Annotated in this window: 16 protein-coding genes; 5 read left to right on the top strand and 11 right to left on the bottom strand. The window is 72.4% G+C overall.

Annotated elements, in window-relative coordinates; translation table 11 throughout:
• Positions 1–165 precede the first annotated feature (165 nt).
• The 4 genes from ABC270_RS02075 to ABC270_RS02090 all read right to left on the bottom strand — a co-directional run bounded on the left by ABC270_RS02075 (position 166) and on the right by ABC270_RS02090 (position 4,455).
• Entirely contained in the window at positions 166–1,419 is a 1,254-nt protein-coding gene (locus tag ABC270_RS02075; protein ID WP_412879268.1) for an MFS transporter, read from the bottom strand.
• Complete coding sequence (locus tag ABC270_RS02080; RefSeq protein ID WP_412879269.1) at positions 1,416–2,072, bottom strand: HAD hydrolase-like protein; 657 nt, start codon at positions 2,070–2,072, stop codon at positions 1,416–1,418. Before ABC270_RS02080 ends, ABC270_RS02075 begins: the two co-directional genes overlap by 4 nt.
• 187 nt (positions 2,073–2,259) lie before the next feature.
• Entirely contained in the window at positions 2,260–2,955 is a 696-nt protein-coding gene (gene nucS / locus ABC270_RS02085) for an endonuclease NucS (RefSeq protein ID WP_412879270.1), read from the bottom strand.
• Between the two features lie 9 nt (positions 2,956–2,964).
• Positions 2,965–4,455, bottom strand: coding sequence for an MFS transporter (locus ABC270_RS02090; protein ID WP_412879271.1), 1,491 nt, complete (start codon positions 4,453–4,455; stop codon positions 2,965–2,967).
• A gap of 127 nt (positions 4,456–4,582) precedes the next feature.
• On the opposite strand from ABC270_RS02090, the gene ABC270_RS02095 reads away from it, so the two are divergent.
• Positions 4,583–5,704: a LacI family DNA-binding transcriptional regulator gene (locus tag ABC270_RS02095; protein WP_412879272.1), complete on the top strand. Its 1,122-nt coding sequence runs from the start codon at positions 4,583–4,585 to the stop codon at positions 5,702–5,704.
• A gap of 160 nt (positions 5,705–5,864) precedes the next feature.
• Here the strand turns inward: ABC270_RS02095 and ABC270_RS02100 are convergent, their stop codons facing one another.
• A complete protein-coding gene (locus ABC270_RS02100; RefSeq protein ID WP_412879273.1) occupies positions 5,865–7,181 on the bottom strand; it encodes an MATE family efflux transporter in 1,317 nt (438 codons plus the stop codon).
• Between the two features lie 87 nt (positions 7,182–7,268).
• A complete protein-coding gene (locus ABC270_RS02105; protein WP_412879274.1) occupies positions 7,269–8,606 on the bottom strand; it encodes a uracil-xanthine permease family protein in 1,338 nt (445 codons plus the stop codon).
• Positions 8,607–8,732: 126 nt separating this feature from the next.
• Here ABC270_RS02105 and ABC270_RS02110 point away from each other — a divergent pair, with 126 nt between their 5' ends.
• Both ABC270_RS02110 and ABC270_RS02115 read left to right on the top strand, forming a co-directional pair.
• Positions 8,733–10,697: a M13 family metallopeptidase gene (locus ABC270_RS02110; protein WP_412879275.1), complete on the top strand. Its 1,965-nt coding sequence runs from the start codon at positions 8,733–8,735 to the stop codon at positions 10,695–10,697.
• Positions 10,697–11,668: a serine hydrolase gene (locus ABC270_RS02115; RefSeq protein ID WP_412879276.1), complete on the top strand. Its 972-nt coding sequence runs from the start codon at positions 10,697–10,699 to the stop codon at positions 11,666–11,668. Before ABC270_RS02110 ends, ABC270_RS02115 begins: the two co-directional genes overlap by 1 nt.
• Positions 11,669–11,712: 44 nt before the next feature.
• On the opposite strand, the gene ABC270_RS02120 is transcribed toward ABC270_RS02115, so the two are convergent.
• Entirely contained in the window at positions 11,713–12,558 is an 846-nt protein-coding gene (locus ABC270_RS02120) for a phosphotransferase family protein (protein WP_412879277.1), read from the bottom strand.
• Between the two features lie 214 nt (positions 12,559–12,772).
• On the opposite strand from ABC270_RS02120, the gene ABC270_RS02125 reads away from it, so the two are divergent.
• Positions 12,773–13,453: a hypothetical protein gene (locus tag ABC270_RS02125; RefSeq protein ID WP_412879278.1), complete on the top strand. Its 681-nt coding sequence runs from the start codon at positions 12,773–12,775 to the stop codon at positions 13,451–13,453.
• Between the two features lie 79 nt (positions 13,454–13,532).
• Here ABC270_RS02125 and ABC270_RS02130 read toward each other — a convergent pair whose 3' ends face one another.
• Both ABC270_RS02130 and ABC270_RS02135 read right to left on the bottom strand, forming a co-directional pair.
• Positions 13,533–13,946 carry a GNAT family N-acetyltransferase gene (locus ABC270_RS02130; protein WP_412879279.1) on the bottom strand — a complete coding sequence of 138 codons (414 nt, stop codon included), beginning with the start codon at positions 13,944–13,946 and terminating at the stop codon, positions 13,533–13,535.
• A 19-nt stretch (positions 13,947–13,965) separates the two neighbouring features.
• Positions 13,966–14,652, bottom strand: coding sequence for a DUF4232 domain-containing protein (locus tag ABC270_RS02135; RefSeq protein ID WP_412879280.1), 687 nt, complete (start codon positions 14,650–14,652; stop codon positions 13,966–13,968).
• A gap of 113 nt (positions 14,653–14,765) precedes the next feature.
• Here ABC270_RS02135 and ABC270_RS02140 point away from each other — a divergent pair, with 113 nt between their 5' ends.
• Positions 14,766–15,038: a hypothetical protein gene (locus tag ABC270_RS02140; protein WP_412879281.1), complete on the top strand. Its 273-nt coding sequence runs from the start codon at positions 14,766–14,768 to the stop codon at positions 15,036–15,038.
• Between the two features lie 35 nt (positions 15,039–15,073).
• On the opposite strand, the gene ABC270_RS02145 is transcribed toward ABC270_RS02140, so the two are convergent.
• Together ABC270_RS02145 and ABC270_RS02150 are read right to left on the bottom strand one after the other, a co-directional pair.
• Positions 15,074–15,502, bottom strand: coding sequence for an NUDIX hydrolase (locus ABC270_RS02145; RefSeq protein WP_412882021.1), 429 nt, complete (start codon positions 15,500–15,502; stop codon positions 15,074–15,076).
• Positions 15,499–16,818, bottom strand: a complete 1,320-nt coding sequence (locus ABC270_RS02150) for a glutamyl-tRNA reductase (protein ID WP_412879282.1) — start codon at positions 16,816–16,818, stop codon at positions 15,499–15,501. Before ABC270_RS02150 ends, ABC270_RS02145 begins: the two co-directional genes overlap by 4 nt.
• Positions 16,819–16,851: the final 33 nt, after the last annotated feature.

Genomic DNA, 16,851 nt, shown 5'->3' on the forward strand with positions numbered 1-16,851 from the left:
GCGGTGCCGGGTGACGGCGCGCCGCGACACCGCCGCCAGCGCGCCGCGAAGACGGCCGGCGCGCTGAGTCGATCCGCGGGTCGTTCGAGGAACGTCCAGCGGACGTACGGCTTCGACCGGCCTGCGGCTCAGCCGACGCCGAGGTCTCGGCGGACGCGGCGCCCGTCAGCCGACGCGACGCGCCGAGATCGTCCCCGCGACGCCGAGGGTCAGCACGGCCACGAGGACGACGAGCAGCGGTGCCGTCCAGTCACCCGTGGCGCCGTGGAGGGACCCGGCCACGAGCGGCCCGGCGCTGCCGAGGAGGTACCCGCCGCCCTGCACGAACGCGGACATCCGCCGCGCATCGGCGTCGCTCGACACGATCCGGACGATCACGATGAAGATGACCGTGATGCCACCGCCTTGCGCCGCACCGCCGAGGACCGACCAGAGCAACCAGAGCTGGGGCGCGAACAGCAGCCCGAGCGGCATCGCCAGCCAGAAGAACGCCACGAGCGCGATGATCGCCCGGGGCCGCCACCTCGTCGCGAGCAGGGGCACCCCGAGCGCCCCGACGACGGCGAGGATCTGGAACACCGACGAGCTCGCGCCGGAGGACTCCTTCGAGAAGCCGATCTCGTCGTGCAGCAGCGTCGGGATCCACGCGGTGAGGGCGTAGTACGAGAACGCCTGCCCGCCGAACGCCAGCGTCAGCCCCCACGTGATGAGCCGCCGGGCCGGACGCACCGGGGCCACGCCCACGCTGTCGTCCACCGTCCGGACCGCCCCGGTGCCGAGCACCTGGTCGATCGGCCCGGTCTCGACGACGGGCTCGACCACGGCCGGTCGACGCCAAGCTGCCCGGGCGCCGACGGTGTACGTCCACCCGACGCCGGCGAGGACGGCCAGCACGCCCCAGATCGCGATCGCGACCGGCCAGCCCCAGACCGCCGCGATCGGCGCCGTCCCGAGCGAGGTGATCATCGACCCGACGTTGAGTGCCGACGTGTACACGCCCGTGACGAGTCCGACCCGCTCCGGGGACGTGTCGCGTCGGATGACGACCGGGATCACGACGTTCCCGATGGTGATGCCGATGCCGATGATCGCGGTCCCGACGAGCAGCGCCACCGACGAGGGCAGCGAGCGGACGACCGTGCCCGCCAGGACGACCACGAGCGAGAGCGACACGGCGCGCTCGGGGTCCGCCTTCGCGATCACCCAGCTCGCCAGCGGTGTCGCGAGCGCGAAGCAGAGCACCGGGATGGTCGTCAGGAGCCCGGCGGTGCTCGCCGTCAGCCCGAGGTCGGCCCGCACGTCGCCGATGACCGGCGCGGTCGCGACGATCGGCCCACGGAGGTTCAGCGCGATGAGGACGACCGCGGCGGGGAGCAGCCACGCGGCCCCGCGGAGCCCGGTGCGGACGGCGCCCGTCACGGGAGCAGGATCGGCAGGAGGTCGAGCGGCGTCGCGGCCCGGGCGACGGTGCCCTCGGCCTCGTCCGGGGAGCCGTAGCCCCACGCCGCGAAGATCGTCGGGACGCCGTGGGCGGCCGCGCCCTCGACGTCGTGCCTGCGGTCGCCGATCAGCACCGGCCGACTGACGTCGAACCCGCGGGCGTCGAGTCGGCGCAGCGCCTCCGCGACCACGTCGGCCTTCGAGCTGCGGACCTCGTCGTCGCTCGCGCCCGTGATGATGTCGATGTCGCCGGTGAGGCCGTAGTGCTCGAGGATGTACGTCGCCGGGGTCTCCGGCTTGCTCGTCGCGGTCGAGATCGGCAGCCCGGCCTCGTGCAGGGTGTGCAGCACCACGTCGATGCCGGGGAACATCGCGGAGTCGAGGGCACCGTGCGAGAGGTAGTGCTCGCGGTACACGGCGAGGGTGTGCTCGGCCTGCTCGGCGTCCATGCCCATCGCGTCGTGGAAGGTGTCGAGGATCGGCGGGCCGACGAACGACATGAGCGTCGCGTGGTCCGGCACGGGGACGCCCACGGTGGTGAAGGTGTGCGTCATGCTCTCGAGGATGCCCGGAGCGGAGTCGCTGATGGTGCCGTCGAGGTCGAAGAGGATGGCGGTGAACGGGCGCGTCATGTCCCGCCCAGCCTAGCCGGGGGCCCTGGACCGGGCCGTCCCGGTGCGCGCGCCGACGGGGCGGGCCCGCGCCGTGCCTCCCGGTCGTGTGTGAGCGCGGTCCACGAAACGCGCGCGGTTCGACCGTGCACCCGTCGATCGACGCGCGCGACGTCGGGATGCGCGCGTCCCGTCAGCCGACCGACCGTCAGAAGAGGCGGGTGTGTCCGCCCTCGATGCCGCGCATCGCGTCGTAGTCGAGCACGAGGACGCGGATGCCGCGGTCCTCGGCCAGGGTGCGGGCCTGCGGTGCCACCGTCTGCGCCGCGAGGACGCCCTGCACGGGACGGAGCAGTGGGTCGCGGTTCATGAGCTCGAGGTACCGGGTGAGCTGCTCCACCGCGTCGATGTTCGCGTTCCGCTTCATCTCGACCGCGACGCTCGCCCCGGCCTCGTCCCGCGCCAGGATGTCCACCGGACCGATTGCGGTCATGTACTCGCGGCGGACGAGGGTGTGCCCGTCGCCGAGGAGCTCGATCTGCTCGGCGAGGAGCTGCTGCAGGTGGGCCTCGACACCGTCCTTCACGAGCCCCGGGTCGACGCCGAGGTCGTGGGTCTCGTCCGCGATCACCTCGTACAGGCTGACGACGAGCTTGTCCTGCGTCTTCTTCTGGGTCACCGTCCAGACCTGCGTGATGCCGGCCTCGGCCTGCTCCTCGCTCGGCTCGCCCATCTCGATCGAGCACGGCGGACTCATCCAGTTCAGCGGCTTGTAGCTGCCGCCGTCGGAGTGCACGAGCAGCGAGCCGTCCGCCTTCAGCATGAGCAGGCGCGTGGCGAGGGGGAGGTGGGCCGAGAGTCGCCCCGCGTAGTCGACGGAGCAGCGGGCGATGACGAGACGCACCCGGCGATCCTAACGGTCGGTGCGTGTCCCGCCCGACGACGCCGGGTCCGCCATCGTGTCGTCCGTCGGGTGGTCCGAGTGGGCCGTGTGGTCCGTGTGGTCTGGGTGGTCGGCCTGGAGGCGCGGGTCGCCCCCGCCGTGCTGCGTCGCGTCCGCCTGGTGGTCGGGTGCCGCCCCGCGTGCGTGCTGGTCGTGTCCGGCCCCGTGGGCGCCGCCGGTGCCGTGGTCGCGGGCGGCCGAGCGGGTTCCGCCGTGGTCGCCGCCCCCGGCACGCCGCCTGCGCAGCGCCTCGGCAGCTGCGCCCGTCTCGCGGGCGGCGCCGGACGCCAGGCCCGCGCCGATGATGAAGACGAAGACCACGAGCAGGGCACCGAGCAGCCCCACGTGCTCGCCGAGGAAGCCGATGAGCGGCGGCCCGGCGAGGAAGGCCACGTAGCCGATCGTCGCGACCGCGCTGACCTTGAGCGCGGCGGAGCGGGGGTCGTCGGCCGCGGCGGACATCCCCATCGGGAAGCCGAGGCTCGCGCCGAGACCCCACAGGACCACGCCGAGGACGGCGATCGGGATGACGTCCACGAAGATGAGCAGGCCGAGGCCGACCACGGCGACGGCGGCGCTGACCCGGAGGACGGGGACGCGACCGAACCGGTCGATCAGGGGGCTGCCGGCGATGCGTCCCGCGGTCATCGCGGCGAGGAACACCGTGAGCACCGCGGAGCCCGCGGCGTTGTCGAGCCCGTGGCCGTCGATCATCGCGAGGGGGAGCCAGTCGTTCGCGGACCCCTCGGCCAGCGCCATGCCGAGCACGATGATGCCGATGAGGAGCGTCGAGGGCTGCGCCCACACCTGCCAGCGGGTGAGCTGCACCGGCGTCGGGCTGGTCTCGGTGCTCGTGTGCTCGTCGTACCGGTGCTCGTCGCCGAAGCGTGCGGCTGCTGCGAGCATGACGAGGCAGGTCACCACACCGAGGACCGCGAAGTGCAGGACCACGGGGACGTCGAGCGCCTCGGTCAGCGCGCCGATGCCGGCACCCGCGAGCGTGCCGACGCTGAACGCGGCGTGGAAGAGCGGCATGATCGTGCGGCCGCCGGCCTTCTCGGCGGCGGCACCGGAGACGTTCATCGAGACGTCGACGAGCCCGTTGCCGAAGCCGAACGCAACGAGGCTGGTCCAGATCGCGGCGAAGCCCCACCCGAAGGTGAGGGCGAAGCCCGCGAAGACGATCCCGACCGCGAGGCAGACCGAGGCGACCTGCACGCCCCGACGAGCCCCGACCTTGGCGACGATGTGCCCGGCGAACGTGAGGCCACCGATCGAGCCGACCGCCATGCCGAGCACGAGGAGCCCCATCTCGAACGTGGTCGCGCCGAGGGAGTCGCGCACGCTCGGGATCCGACCGAGCCAGGTGGCGATCGCGAGGCCGGACATGGTGAAGGCCGCGAACACGGCGGTGATCCACGCGCGGGTGGTCGGTGCGGTGCGGGCGGACGTCGTCGTCATGGTGTTCTTCCGGGTTCCGTGCTGGTGCGTGGTCACGCGTGGCTGTCACTCGACAGCTGCGTCGTCATGCGTGTCGGCTGCTCTGTCGAATCGATTCGACCGTCGATGACGATTACGCTAACGGGCGATGGACGAACCGGCAAGCGCGAACGGCGCGGCGCGACCCACGACGGGTCGTCGTGTCGCGCGCCCGACCCTCGCCGCGGTCGCACGGGCCGCCGGCGTGGCTCCCTCGACCGCATCGCTCGCGTTCAGCGGAGCCGGTCCGGTCTCGGACGAGGCTCGCGAGCGGGTCCTCGCGGCGGCCGCGGAACTCGGCTACGGCGGGCCCGACCCACGAGCACGCTCCCTCCGCCGCGGACGGTCCGGGGTCATCGGCGTGGTCATGGACGAGCGGTTGAGCGACGCGTTCCGCGACCCGGTGAACGTCCTGACGCTCGACGGCATCGCGGAGGTCGCGGGCGAGGCGGGGACCTCCCTGCTGCTCGTCCGCAGTCCGCTCGACGACGCCGGCCTCGTCGGGCCGCTCGTCGATGCGCCGGTGGACGCCGTCGTGCTCGTCGGCTGCAACGTCCGGATCGACCCGGCGGTCGCCGTCCTCCGCCGGCGGAACATCCCCGTCGTCGCCATCGAGGCCGACGACATCGAGGGCGCGGTCCCCGTCCAGCTCGACAACCGCGAGGCCTCGCGCCGTGCCGCTGCCTTCCTCCGTGACCTCGGCCACACCGACCTCGTCGTCGTGACGCTGCCGCTGGACGGCACGCACCGACGCGGCCCGATCAGCCCCGAGCGCGAGGCCGAGGGCATCGCGCACACCTCGCTCGAGCGCCTCCGCGGCGTCCGGGGTGTCTTCCCCGCGGCCCGGGCGTACGAGGCCGCGGGCAGCTCCGTGGAAGAGGGTCGGATCGCGGGCGCTGCGCTCTTCGCCCCGGACGGACCCCGCCCCACCGCGGTGGTCGTGCAGAGCGACGTCCTCGCGGTCGGGGTGATCTCGGCGGCGCTCGACGCCGGACTCCGCGTGCCCGAGGACGTCAGCGTGGTGGGGTTCGACGGCATCCCCGTCGACGACAGCCTGTTCCACCGCACCCCGATCCGGCAGCTGACCACGCTCGTGCAGCCCTTCGTCCAGAAGGGTCAGGCCGCGGCCCGGGCGGCGATCGCCATGCTCGAGGGGGCCCCGGCGCAACCAGCGGCCTTCCGCTCCGAGCTCCGGATCGGCGACACGACGGCGCCCCCGCCCGCGCACTGACGCCAGTGCGCGGCGCGCGCCGGCGATCGTCGTTTCCGCGAAAGCGACAGTCTGCCGCGGGGATCCGCTCGGTTCTTGTCGCTCTCGCGAAAGCGACACGGCACAACTGTCGCTGTCACGGCACCCGCGCGCCCTCACCAGGGCGCGCGGACGCCGCCGCTCAACGGGCCAGCGCCACCTCGATCCAGCCCCGCCGGTGCGCCCGCACCCCGAGCGTCACCGCGCGCACGCCGATGTACCCGAGCGCGAACGCAGCCCAGAGCCCAGCGAGCGTCCCGCCCGCCCACCACAGGAGTGGCAGGTACACGACGAGGTTCACGCCGCCCGCGAGCGCCAGGTACCGCGCGTCACCGGCGCCGATGAGCACCCCGTCGAGCACGAAGACGTAGCCCGCGACCGGCATCCCGACGGCGACGATCACCAGCACCAGGGGGAGCGCCCGCTGCACCGCAGCCGAGTCCGAGAACACCGGGCCGAGCCCCCCGCTCACCGCGGCGGTCACGAGTCCCAGCACCACGCCGCCCACGATCCCGAGCAGCACCAGCCGACCGGTCACGAGGCGGACCCGGTCCGGGTCGCGAGCGCCGAGCCCGTGCCCGACGAGCGCCTGGCCGGCGATGGCGAGGGCGTCGAGCGCGAACGCCAGCGTCGAGAACACGGTGAGGCCGACCTGGGTCGTGGCGAGCCCCGTGGTGCCCAGTCCCGTCGCCACCGACACGGTCGCGAGCATGGCGATCCGGAGCGATGCAGTGCGCAGGAACAGCCAGGCCCCCGAGCGGAGCGCGCGCGCAACACCCGAAGCACCGGGGCGCAACGGGGCACCGGACGCCCGTGCCGCCCGCACCGCGATCACGACGTAGACCGCTGCCATCGCCCACTGCACGAGCACGGTCCCGGCCGCGGACCCCTCGACGCCCCAGCCGGCTCCGTAGATGAGCGCGGCGTTCAGCAGCCCGTTCGCGACGAAGCCGACGGTCGCGACCACGAGCGGGGTCCGGGTGTCCTGCAGCCCGCGGAGGAGTCCCGTGGACGCGGTGACGACGAGGATCCCCGGCAGTCCGACGAGCGACAGGGTGAGGTAGGCGGTGGCGGCGGCGGAGACCTCGGCCGAGGCGCCGAACGCGCCGACGAGCGGTCCGGCGAGGGGCCAGCCGACCAGGGCGAGCACGACCCCGAGCACGAGCGCGAGCCACATGCCGTCGATCCCGGCGTGCACGGCTCCGCGTCGGTCACCGGCTCCGAGCGCACGGGCGACGGCTGGCGTGGTCGAGTACGCGAGGAACACGAGCAGCCCCGTGACGGTCTGGAGCACGGCGCTCGCGATCCCGACGGCGGCGAGCGGTGTCGCCCCGAGGTGACCGATCAACGCCGTGTCCGTCAGGAGGAACAGTGGCTCGACGACGAGGGCGCCGAGCGCGGGCACGGCGAGCCGGACGATGTCCCGGTCGACGCGACGACTCTCGATCCTCTGGGTCACCCGACCATCCTGGCGGCTCGCGCCGCGTCTGACGGGAGGCACGGGGCGGGCCCGCACCGTGCCTCCCGTCAGACCTGATCCTGCGTCTCAGCCGACGCGTGGCTCCGCGGGAACCGCGCCAGTGGCGGCGTGGTCCGCATCGGACGCCGCCGGCGTCGCCGGGTCCGTGCCGCGGGCCCGACCGATGAGGTCCATCACGTGGTAGACCACGATCGCCGCCACCGTGCCGACGATGATCCCGCCGAACGTGGCACTGCCGAACGCGAACGTGAAGTCCGCGATGCCCATGATGAGCGCGATCCCCGCCGTGAGCTGGTTCTTCGGCTTCGCGAAGTCGACGCGGTTCTCGACCCAGATCCGGATGCCGATGATGCCGATCAGGCCGTAGAGGGCGGTCGTCGCGCCCCCGAGCACCCCTGCCGGCACCGATGAGATGATCACGCCGATCTTCGGGGAGAGCCCGAGCAGGACCGCGACGATCGCGGCGACCCAGTAGGCGGCCGTCGAGAAGACCCGGGTCGCGGCCATCACGCCGATGTTCTCGCCGTAGGTCGTGGTCGCGGAGCCTCCGCCGATGCCGGCGAGGACCGTCGAGACCCCGTCGGCGAACAGTGCCCGGCCGGTCAGCGGGGTGAGGTCGCGGCCGGTCAGCTGCCCGACGCCCTTCACGTGGCCGACGTTCTCGGCGACCAGCGCCAGGACCACCGGGACGAAGCCGAGGTAGATCGCGAGCTGGCCGGCGTCGAACGCCGGAGCGGTGAACGTCGGCAGTCCGATCCACGGTGCCGCCGCGACCTTCGAGAAGTCGACCTCGCCCGCGACGATCGCCGCGACGTAGCCGACGACGACGCCGATGACGATGGAGAGCCGTCCGATGAGGCCCTTGAAGAGGACGGTCACGAGGATGATCGTGAGCAGCGTGATCACCGCGATGACGGGCGCTTCGACGAAGTTCTTCCTCGCGGACGGGGCGAGGTTGAACCCGATCAGCGCGACGATCGCACCGGACACCACCGGCGGCATCACCCGGTCGATCCACCCGGCACCGGCGAGGTGCACCACGAGCCCGACGACCGCGAGCAGCGCCCCGACGACGATGATGCCCGACAGTGCGAGGGGGATGCCGCCGATCTTCGTCGCGGCGCCGATCGGGGCGAGGAACGCGAACGAGGACCCGAGGTAGCTCGGCAGGCGGTTGCCGGTGATGAGCAGGAACAGGATCGTGCCGATGCCGCTGAACAGCAGCGTGGTCGACGGCGGGAACCCCGTGATGAGTGGGACGAGGAACGTCGCCCCGAACATCGCCACGACGTGCTGGACGCCGAGACCGACGGTCCGCCCCCAGCCGAGGCGTTCGTCGGGGGCCACGATCGTCGTCGCGGAGACGGTGCGGCCGTCGCCGTGCAGCTTCCAAGGGAGTCCCATGCTCAGAAACGGTAGTGGCACCCGGATGCCCGTGACGAGGACCTGCCGGATCTGTGGAGGAGCGCCGCTGGTGACCGTTCCGGCCGTCCGCCCGCGCACAGGGCAACCGTGGCTATCGTGGACGCCATGACCGACGTCGCAAGCACCTCCGGCATCCACACCGACGAGCTCGACGCAGGTGTGCGCCCCCAGGACGACCTCTACCGGCACGTCAACGGCAGCTGGGTCGCAGCCACACCGATCCCCGACGACAAGGCGCGGTACGGCGCGTTCACGATCCTCGCGGAAGAGGCGGAACTCGCCGTCCGGGAGATCGTCGAGCGGTCGCAGCAGGCGGCACCCGGCACCGAGGAGCGCAAGGTCGGCGACCTCTACACGGCGTTCGTCGACGAGGAGCGGCTCGAGGCGCTCGGCACCGGCCCGATCGAGCCGCTGCTCGCCGAGGTCGACGCGGTCGACTCGGTCGAGGACGTCGTCCGGATGGTCGGCCGCTTCGAGCGCCTCGGTCTGCCGAGCTTCCTGCAGCTGTTCGTCGACAACGACCCGGGCGACCCCGAGTCCTACGTCGTGTTCCTCGAGCAGAGCGGACTCGGGCTGCCGGACGAGTCCTACTACCGCGAGGACCGCTTCGCCGACATCCGTACGAAGTACCGCGAGTTCGTCGCCGCGATGTTCCCCCTCGCGGGCTTCGACGACGCGGGCGAGCGCAGCGACAACGTCATCGGCCTCGAGACCGCGCTCGCCGCCGAGCACTGGGACAACGTCACCACGCGTGACAGCCAGAAGACCTACAACAAGCTGCCGTGGTCGGAGGTGGCGGCGCTCGCCGAGGGCATCGACCTGCAGCAGTGGTGGGAGGCGATCGACGCCCCGGCCGGCGCGTTCGAGACCGTCGTCGTCCGTGAGCCCTCGTTCATCACCGGACTCGCCCGCCTGCTCCGCACCGAGCCGCTCGCAGCGTGGAAGGACTGGCTCCGCTGGCAGGTGGTGCGCGGCTCGGCGGCCTACCTGACGAGCGCGTTCTCCGCGACGAACTTCTCGTTCTACGGCACGGCACTCACCGGCGCACCGAAGCAGCGCGAGCGGTGGAAGCGCGGCGTCTCGCTCGTCGAGGGTGCGATGGGCGAGGCCGTCGGCCGCATCTACGTGCAGGAGCACTTCGACGAGACCTCGAAGGCCGAGATGGACGAGCTCGTGGCGAACCTCGTCGAGGCCTACCGGCAGAGCATCACGGGTCTCGACTGGATGACCGACGAGACGCGCGCGCGTGCACTCGACAAGCTCGACAAGTTCACGCCGAAGATCGGGTACCCGGTGAAGTGGCGCGACTACTCCGCGCTGGAGGTCTCCGCTGACGACCTCATCGGCAACGTCCGCGCCGTCGCGAACTTCCAGGTCGACCGCGAGCTCGGCAAGATCGGCAAGCCGATCGACCGCGACGAGTGGTTCATGACCCCGCAGACGATCAACGCCTACTACAACCCGGGCTTCAACGAGATCGTGTTCCCCGCGGCGATCCTGCAGTTCCCGTTCTTCGACGCCGGGCGGGACGCCGCCGCCAACTACGGGGCGATCGGTGCCGTCATCGGCCACGAGATCGGGCACGGCTTCGACGACCAGGGATCCCAGTACGACGGGGACGGCCGCCTGCAGAACTGGTGGACCGAGGCCGACCGCGCCGCGTTCGAGGAACGCACCAAGGCCCTCATCGCGCAGTACGACGCCCTCGTCCCGACCGAGGTCCCGGACGGCCACGTCAACGGCGCCCTGACGATCGGCGAGAACATCGGTGACCTCGGTGGCCTCTCGATCGCGTGGAAGGCCTACCTGCTGTCCCTCGACGGTCAGGAGCCGCCGGTCGTCGACGGTCTCAGCGGCGCGGAGCGGTTCTTCCTGAGCTGGGCCCAGGCCTGGCGGATGGCGATCCGTCCGCAGGAGGCCGCGCGCCTGCTCAGCATCGACCCGCACTCCCCGAACGAGTTCCGGTGCAACCAGGTCGTGCGCAACATCGACGGCTTCCACGACACGTTCGGCGTGACGGAGGGCGACTCGATGTACCTCGACCCGGCCGAGCGCGTCGCCATCTGGTGATGGTCGAGCCGGATGCGGCGCTGCCGTCCCGGCGGCGCCGTCACGGCCAGACCGGCGCCGGCGACGGCGACGGCGACCGACCGCGCGGGGGCGGCGGTGGTCGCGCGCACGGCCGCCACCGCGGCGGCGCCGACGAGCGGTTCGGGGCCACCCTGGAGGCACTGGGCGCGTTGGCGAGGGACGGCGCGGGGGTCAGCGCCTCCGTCATCGACACGTCGACCGGCAAGGCGCTGCTCGCGGTCGACGACACACTGGTCCAGCCGGTCGCGAGCCTCGGGCGGGTGCTGCTGCTCATCGAGGTGGCTGCGCTGCTCGAGGACGGTGGTCTGCACGGTGACCGTCTGCAGCGGATGGCCCGGGACACCGCGACGGGTGCTGGTCTGTGGCAGTTCCTGCAGGAGTCGACCATGCAGGTGTCGGACCTCGCGACCCTCGTGGGCGCGACGTCCGACGCCTGGGCCATGAACGCGCTGCTCTCGACCGTCGGGATCGATGCGGTCCGCGAGCGTGCGGAGTCGCTCGGCATCGAGCGGACGGCACTGATCGACCGCGTCCGTGACCGCCGGGGTCCGGATGACGCGCCCGATGCCTCGGTGGCGGCGACGGGGGAGCTCAGTTGGCTGTTCCGCGGGCTCGCGCTCGGCGAGGTCGTCGACGAGGCCGTCTCGAACCGGGTGCTCGGGTGGCTGTCCCTGTCGAGCGACCTCTCGCTCGTGGCGGGCTCCTTCGCGCTCGACCCGCTCGCGCACCGTTCGCTCGACCACGGACTCCAGCTCGTCTCGGCCACCGGTTCGTCGCTCGGGGTCCGCGCTGAGGCGGGCATCCTCCGCGGCCCCGCATCGTCGGTGAGCTACGCGGTCACGGTGACGTTCGACGACGCGACGCTCCAGCGGAGGCTGGCGGTCGTGGACGCCCTGCGCACGATGGGCACCGAGGTGCTCGAGGCCGTGCACCTGCCCGCTCGTCGCTGATCGGGCGGTCACGCGCGCAGGCACTCGCACGGGCGGCCAGCGGTTCAGCCGAGGAGCCGCCGCACCCAGGCGTCGAACCGCTGCCGGATGACCCGCGCCGTGACCTCCGCGCGCCCGATGCCCACGTAGTTCGGCTCCCACGACTCGAGGTACGGATCGGCCCGAGCAGCGGCGAGGACGTCCCACGCGTGCACGTCGCCCACCCGCACACCGCGCTCGCGCTCGTACGTGGCGAGGAAGCGATCGGCTGCGGACGGAGCGCCGAGGAGCACGAGGTCCTGTCGGCACCAGGCGACGTCGACACCCCGCGGGGCGGCCATCGCGCCCGACCAGTCGACGATCCCGGTGAGGTGGTCGCCCTGCCACACGGCGTTCCCGCTCCAGAAGTCGCCGTGGGTGAGGACCCGGGTCTGGTCGGTCGTCGGCCAGGCGAGACGTGCAGCACCACCCAGGCGTCCCGCGGTGCGCTTCGGCTCCCGCCCGTCGTCGGGCAGTCCGACGGGGTCGAGTCCGTGGACCAGGGCGAGGGCTGCACCGAGCTGCTCGGCGGCGGCGTCGAGGTCGAGGGAGACGGACGGAACGGTCCCCGTCAGCGCCGACGTCACGATGGTCGGGACGCGCCCGACCGTTCCGTGTGCGAGGAGCCGGGGCGCGAGCCCACCGAGGGGCGAGAGCCGCCCGAGCACGGACACCTCCCGGACGACGGCGTCGTCCCCGGGTGGGAACGTCCTGACCACGACGTGCTGCTCGCCGTCGACGGCGAGGACGGTGCGGGCGTGTTGTCCGCCGGTGAGCATGCGGACGGGGTGCAGCGGCCGACCGAGCAGCGCGCTGCCGTGGTCGACGACCGTCTGCTCCGTCGCGGGGTCCTGCTGGGTCGTGGCGGCCACGGGGCAAGGCTACCGACCGCCTGATGTCACGGAACGGTAACGGTGAGAAGTCGCCCCAATCCACTCTGCGGAGGGCGTCGAATCCCCTGCACAGACCGGGAACCACCCGGAGCGCTCACCAGCCGCAACCAGCTGGTTCTCCACCCGTCACCGGGTGGGTTCGGCGCGCCATCGAACGCCGCGCCGAGCGCGACCAAGCAAAGGAACGAACACCATGCGCAAGAGCCTGAAGACCTCGATCACCCTCGCCACGACCGGCGCGCTCGTCCTCGGTGGCGCCGCGTTCGGTGTCGGCGCCGCGAACGCGTCGACCCCGTCGGTGCACACCGTGTCGTCCAGCTCGTCGAAGATCCCCGCGCCGGTCGCGTCGGTGCCGGAGGTGCTGGGTGGCACCACGGCCGTGAAGCTCGACTCGGGCTTCACCGACGCCCTCACCGCGCTGAAGCTCACCCCGGGTGTGTCGGGCAACGCCAAGCTCGAGGACGGGTCGGTGTCGTTCCCGATCACGGCCGGTTCGGTGACGTACTGGAACCCGGACGGCTCGTACCGTCCGTACGTGCAGGGGCTGCTCAACCACGACGACTCGGGCCTGACGCTCAAGGCCGGTGACACGACGGTGACGCTGGAGAACTTCGTGGTGAACCCGGGTTCGTCCAAGCTCTACGGTGACGTGCTGGTCAACGGCAAGGTCGCTGCAGCGAACGCGTACCTGTTCGAGCTGTGGGGCGGCACCCTCAAGCCGCTGCAGCTCGAGGGCGACAACGCGGTCCTGACCGGCACCACGGTGCACATCTCGGAGGACGCTGCCGGGCTGCTGAACAAGACGTTCGGCACCGACGCGGTCAAGCGTGGCCTGCTCGTGGGCACCGCGACCATCACCGCCAAGATCAAGTAACACCCAGCACCACACCGAAGCGCCGCCCCCGGGACCCCCGGGAGCGGCGCTTCCGTGTGGGACGAACACCGGCAGGACGTCAGCGCAACAGCACGAACGACCGCAGCGGACCGGGTGCGACGTCGTGCACCTCGACGAACCCGAGCGACTCGTAGAACGCCCGCTGGCCGGGTTCGGCATCGGTCAGCAGGACCGTCTGCCGCACGTGCTCGTACCGGCGGAGCACCTCGGCGAGCAAGGCGCTACCGATCCCGAACCGCTGGTGCTCGGGGTGCACGAGGACGTCCTGCACGTACACGATCGTCGCACCGTCCGACACCGTGCGCGCGAGTCCCACCAGACGACCGGCGTCGCGGGCGGTGACCACGGCGTGCGAGCCTCGGGCCGCGGCGACGAGCAGCTCCGGGTCGCCGGTGTACGCCGTCCACTCGACCGCCCCGTACAGGTCGAGCAGCTCGTCGACCGTGGGCATGCCCGTCGCGATGGTCACCATGTGGCCATCGTGGCAGACCTCAGTCGGTCGCCTGCCCCTCCGGCACGAGTGCTTGCACGCTGAGCAAGGCCGCACCGGACGACCGGCACGCCGTGTAGCCCTCGTCCTTCAGGAACAGCGACGTCCTGGATCCGGGCGGGTACACGCGGAAGCCGTCGGGCGTCACCGGCGTGCACTCCGACGTCGGGAAGTTCTCCGCTCGGACGACCTTGACCGGTGCGACGGCGAGCTGCCCGGGCCGCAGGGTCACGGTCGGGTGCGGGGACGACCGGTCGAGGGACGCCGCGGCGCCGATCTGCTGCCCGTCTCCGCCGCCGACGAACGAGACACCCGGCCAGCCCTGCAGCGTGCAGGTCGCGGAGCCGGTGTTCTCCAGCGTGATGTGGAAGATCGTGCTCCCGGCGGCGCCGCCGCTGCCGGGCTCCGATCCGACGGCGAGCGATGCCGTGGCGCACGCCGCCACGGACCCCGACGAGCCCGACCCGGTCGACCCGGTGCCGGACGACGATCCGGACGTGGTCGACGACGATGACGCGGACGACGTCGGGGACGCGGACGACGACGGCGTCGCCGTCACCGTCTCGGTCGCGGTGGACGTCGCGGCGGTCGGCGTCGCCGCACCACCGCCTGCACACCCGGCGAGCACACCGACGGCGACCAGCCCGACGGCGACGGACACGACCCTGGGAACGGCGCTTCGATACATGGGTCCACGCAACCACCGCGGAGCGACCCGGACTCGGGCAGCATCCAGCCTCCGCGGGCACACTCGCGGTCACCGGCACGGGAGCGCCCGCGCCACGGACGACGGAGACCGAGATGACGGACAAGCACGAGCAGGCACGCGGCGACGACGGTCGCGCGGACGGCGTCGAACCCCGCGCCGGGTCCTTCACCGACAGCGAGATCCCGGGCGAGGAGCACGTCGCGAGCTCCGAGCCCGTCGGCGAGTTCGTGTCGAGCGACATCCCCGGCGAAGGCCGCCCGACGCCGGACGGTGAGCAGGGCGAGTACGTGGAGAGCGACATCCCCGGCGAGCCGGAGCCGACCGGTACCGAGGGCGTCGGCCACTACACCGACAAGGACGAGTAGCGACCGACGAGGACGAGTGGCGGGCGTCCTGCTCGTCAGTCGACGAGGTCCGCGGCGACGAGCCGTCGGAGCGTCTCCACACCCGCGGGCGGGCACCGGTCCGCGTCCGCGGAGGTGACCCACTCGACCTCGTCCACCTCTGCCGAGGCGACGGGCGCGGCGGAGTCGAGCGTGCCTCCAGGCCGGACCGTGAACAGCGCCATCGCCACCATCGTGCCTGGTGCCTGCCCGTGCGCGGGTTCCACCACCGTCCCGAACGCCTCGAGGTCCCGCGCCGTCAGGCGCAGCCCGGTCTCCTCGAACGCCTCGCGGATGGCGGCCTCGACGTCGCTCTCGTGCGGCTCGGCCTTGCCGCCGGGCAGGTAGAGGACGTCGCGCCCGCGGGCGCGCACCATGAGCACCTTCCGGTCACGCACCAGCAGCAGCGCGCTGACGCGCAGTGTCGGGGCGGACGGGAGGCTCAGCTCGCGTCCGCCTCGTCGGTGCGGTCCGCCTCGTCGCGGCCGGGCGCGGTGCGCTCCGCGAGCGGCACGACCGGGCTCGGTACCTGCGTCTCGGGGGCGGGCTGCACGCCGAACAGGGCGTCGAGCGCGCCGACGAACTCCTCGCCGCGACCGGCGCGTCCGAGCTCACGCGCGCGGACCGACGGGCGGTGCAGCAGGACGCCCACGAGGTGGCGGAGCGCACGCTCGGTCTGCTCCACGGACTCGGGGTCGCCGTCACGACGCTTCGCACGGTCGATCTCGTCGTCGAGGATGTCGAACACGTGCTTCCGGAACGCGACGAGTGCCGGGGTCGTCGACTGCTCGAGCGCCTGGGCACGGAAGCGCGACACGGCGTCGTCGACCATGGCGCGTGCCTCGGACTCGGCGTTCAGCTCGTTGATCGGGGCGTGGATGCTGATGGTCTCGAGGTCGAGCAACTCGACGCCGTCGACACCGGCCGCAGCGGGGTCGACGTTGCGGGGGAGCCCGAGGTCGATCACGATCCGGCGGACGCCGTCGTCGAGGTCCGCCGGCGCGACGACCGGGACCTCGCTCGAGGTGCAGGTGATGACCACGTCGCTCGACCCGATCGCCTGGCGGAGGTCGCGGGCCGCGACGAGGTCGTGCTTCGCCGCGAACCAGGCCGCGCGACCCGACGGCGAGAACACCTGGATGTTCACGGCGCCCCGGTCGCGCAGAGCCGCGATGGTCGTCGCCGCGTAGCTGCCGGTGCCGACCAGGAGCACGCGGGTCTGCGCCCAGTCGGTGACCCGGGAGGACGCCAGCTGGAGGCCGAGCCGGACGAGCGAGCGGCCGGCGGCGCCGATGCGGGTGCGGGTCTTGACGCCGCGGGAGGTGTGCGCTGCCTCTTGGAAGAGCCGTTCGAGGTCCGAGGTGGTCGTGCCGTTCGAGCGGGCGTCCTCGAGGGAACGACGCACCTGCCCGGAGATCTCGGTCTCGCCGACGACGACGGACTCGAGGCCGCTCGACACCGCGAAGAGGTGCTGCACGACGTCCTTGCCGCCGAGCACCCGGACGGAGTCGCGGAGTTCGGTCGGGGAGAGGTCGCTGGCGGCGGCGACGGCGTCGACGGTGGCCGAGACGGCGGAGTCACGGTCGTCCCCCGCGATGTCGAGGTAGGCCTCGAAGCGGTTGCACGTGGCCAGGACGACGGCCCCGTCCAACACGTCGGAGTCGGTCACGAGACGGCTCGCGGCGGTCGGTGCGCCGATGCTCAGTCGCTCCAGGAGGTCGAAGCTGGCGTTGCGGTGCGACGCCGTGAGACAGATGAGCACGTGTTCCATGGTAACCCGCGCTCGGTGTGCGGA

This window comes from Curtobacterium phoenicis, assembly GCF_047238015.1.
GTDB lineage: Bacteria > Actinomycetota > Actinomycetes > Actinomycetales > Microbacteriaceae > Curtobacterium.

What these genes read in the sequence shown, in the direction of transcription:
- ABC270_RS02080 (WP_412879269.1), bottom strand. Translation starts at nt 2,072, where the DNA reads ATGACGCGCCCGTTCACCGCCATCCTCTTCGACCTCGACGGCACCATC.
- ABC270_RS02090 (WP_412879271.1), bottom strand. Translation starts at nt 4,455, where the DNA reads ATGACGACGACGTCCGCCCGCACCGCACCGACCACCCGCGCGTGGATC.
- ABC270_RS02095 (WP_412879272.1), top strand. Translation starts at nt 4,583, where the DNA reads ATGGACGAACCGGCAAGCGCGAACGGCGCGGCGCGACCCACGACGGGT.
- ABC270_RS02105 (WP_412879274.1), bottom strand. Translation starts at nt 8,606, where the DNA reads ATGGGACTCCCTTGGAAGCTGCACGGCGACGGCCGCACCGTCTCCGCG.
- ABC270_RS02110 (WP_412879275.1), top strand. Translation starts at nt 8,733, where the DNA reads ATGACCGACGTCGCAAGCACCTCCGGCATCCACACCGACGAGCTCGAC.
- ABC270_RS02115 (WP_412879276.1), top strand. Translation starts at nt 10,697, where the DNA reads ATGGTCGAGCCGGATGCGGCGCTGCCGTCCCGGCGGCGCCGTCACGGC.
- ABC270_RS02125 (WP_412879278.1), top strand. Translation starts at nt 12,773, where the DNA reads ATGCGCAAGAGCCTGAAGACCTCGATCACCCTCGCCACGACCGGCGCG.
- ABC270_RS02130 (WP_412879279.1), bottom strand. Translation starts at nt 13,946, where the DNA reads ATGGTGACCATCGCGACGGGCATGCCCACGGTCGACGAGCTGCTCGAC.
- ABC270_RS02135 (WP_412879280.1), bottom strand. Translation starts at nt 14,652, where the DNA reads ATGTATCGAAGCGCCGTTCCCAGGGTCGTGTCCGTCGCCGTCGGGCTG.
- ABC270_RS02140 (WP_412879281.1), top strand. Translation starts at nt 14,766, where the DNA reads ATGACGGACAAGCACGAGCAGGCACGCGGCGACGACGGTCGCGCGGAC.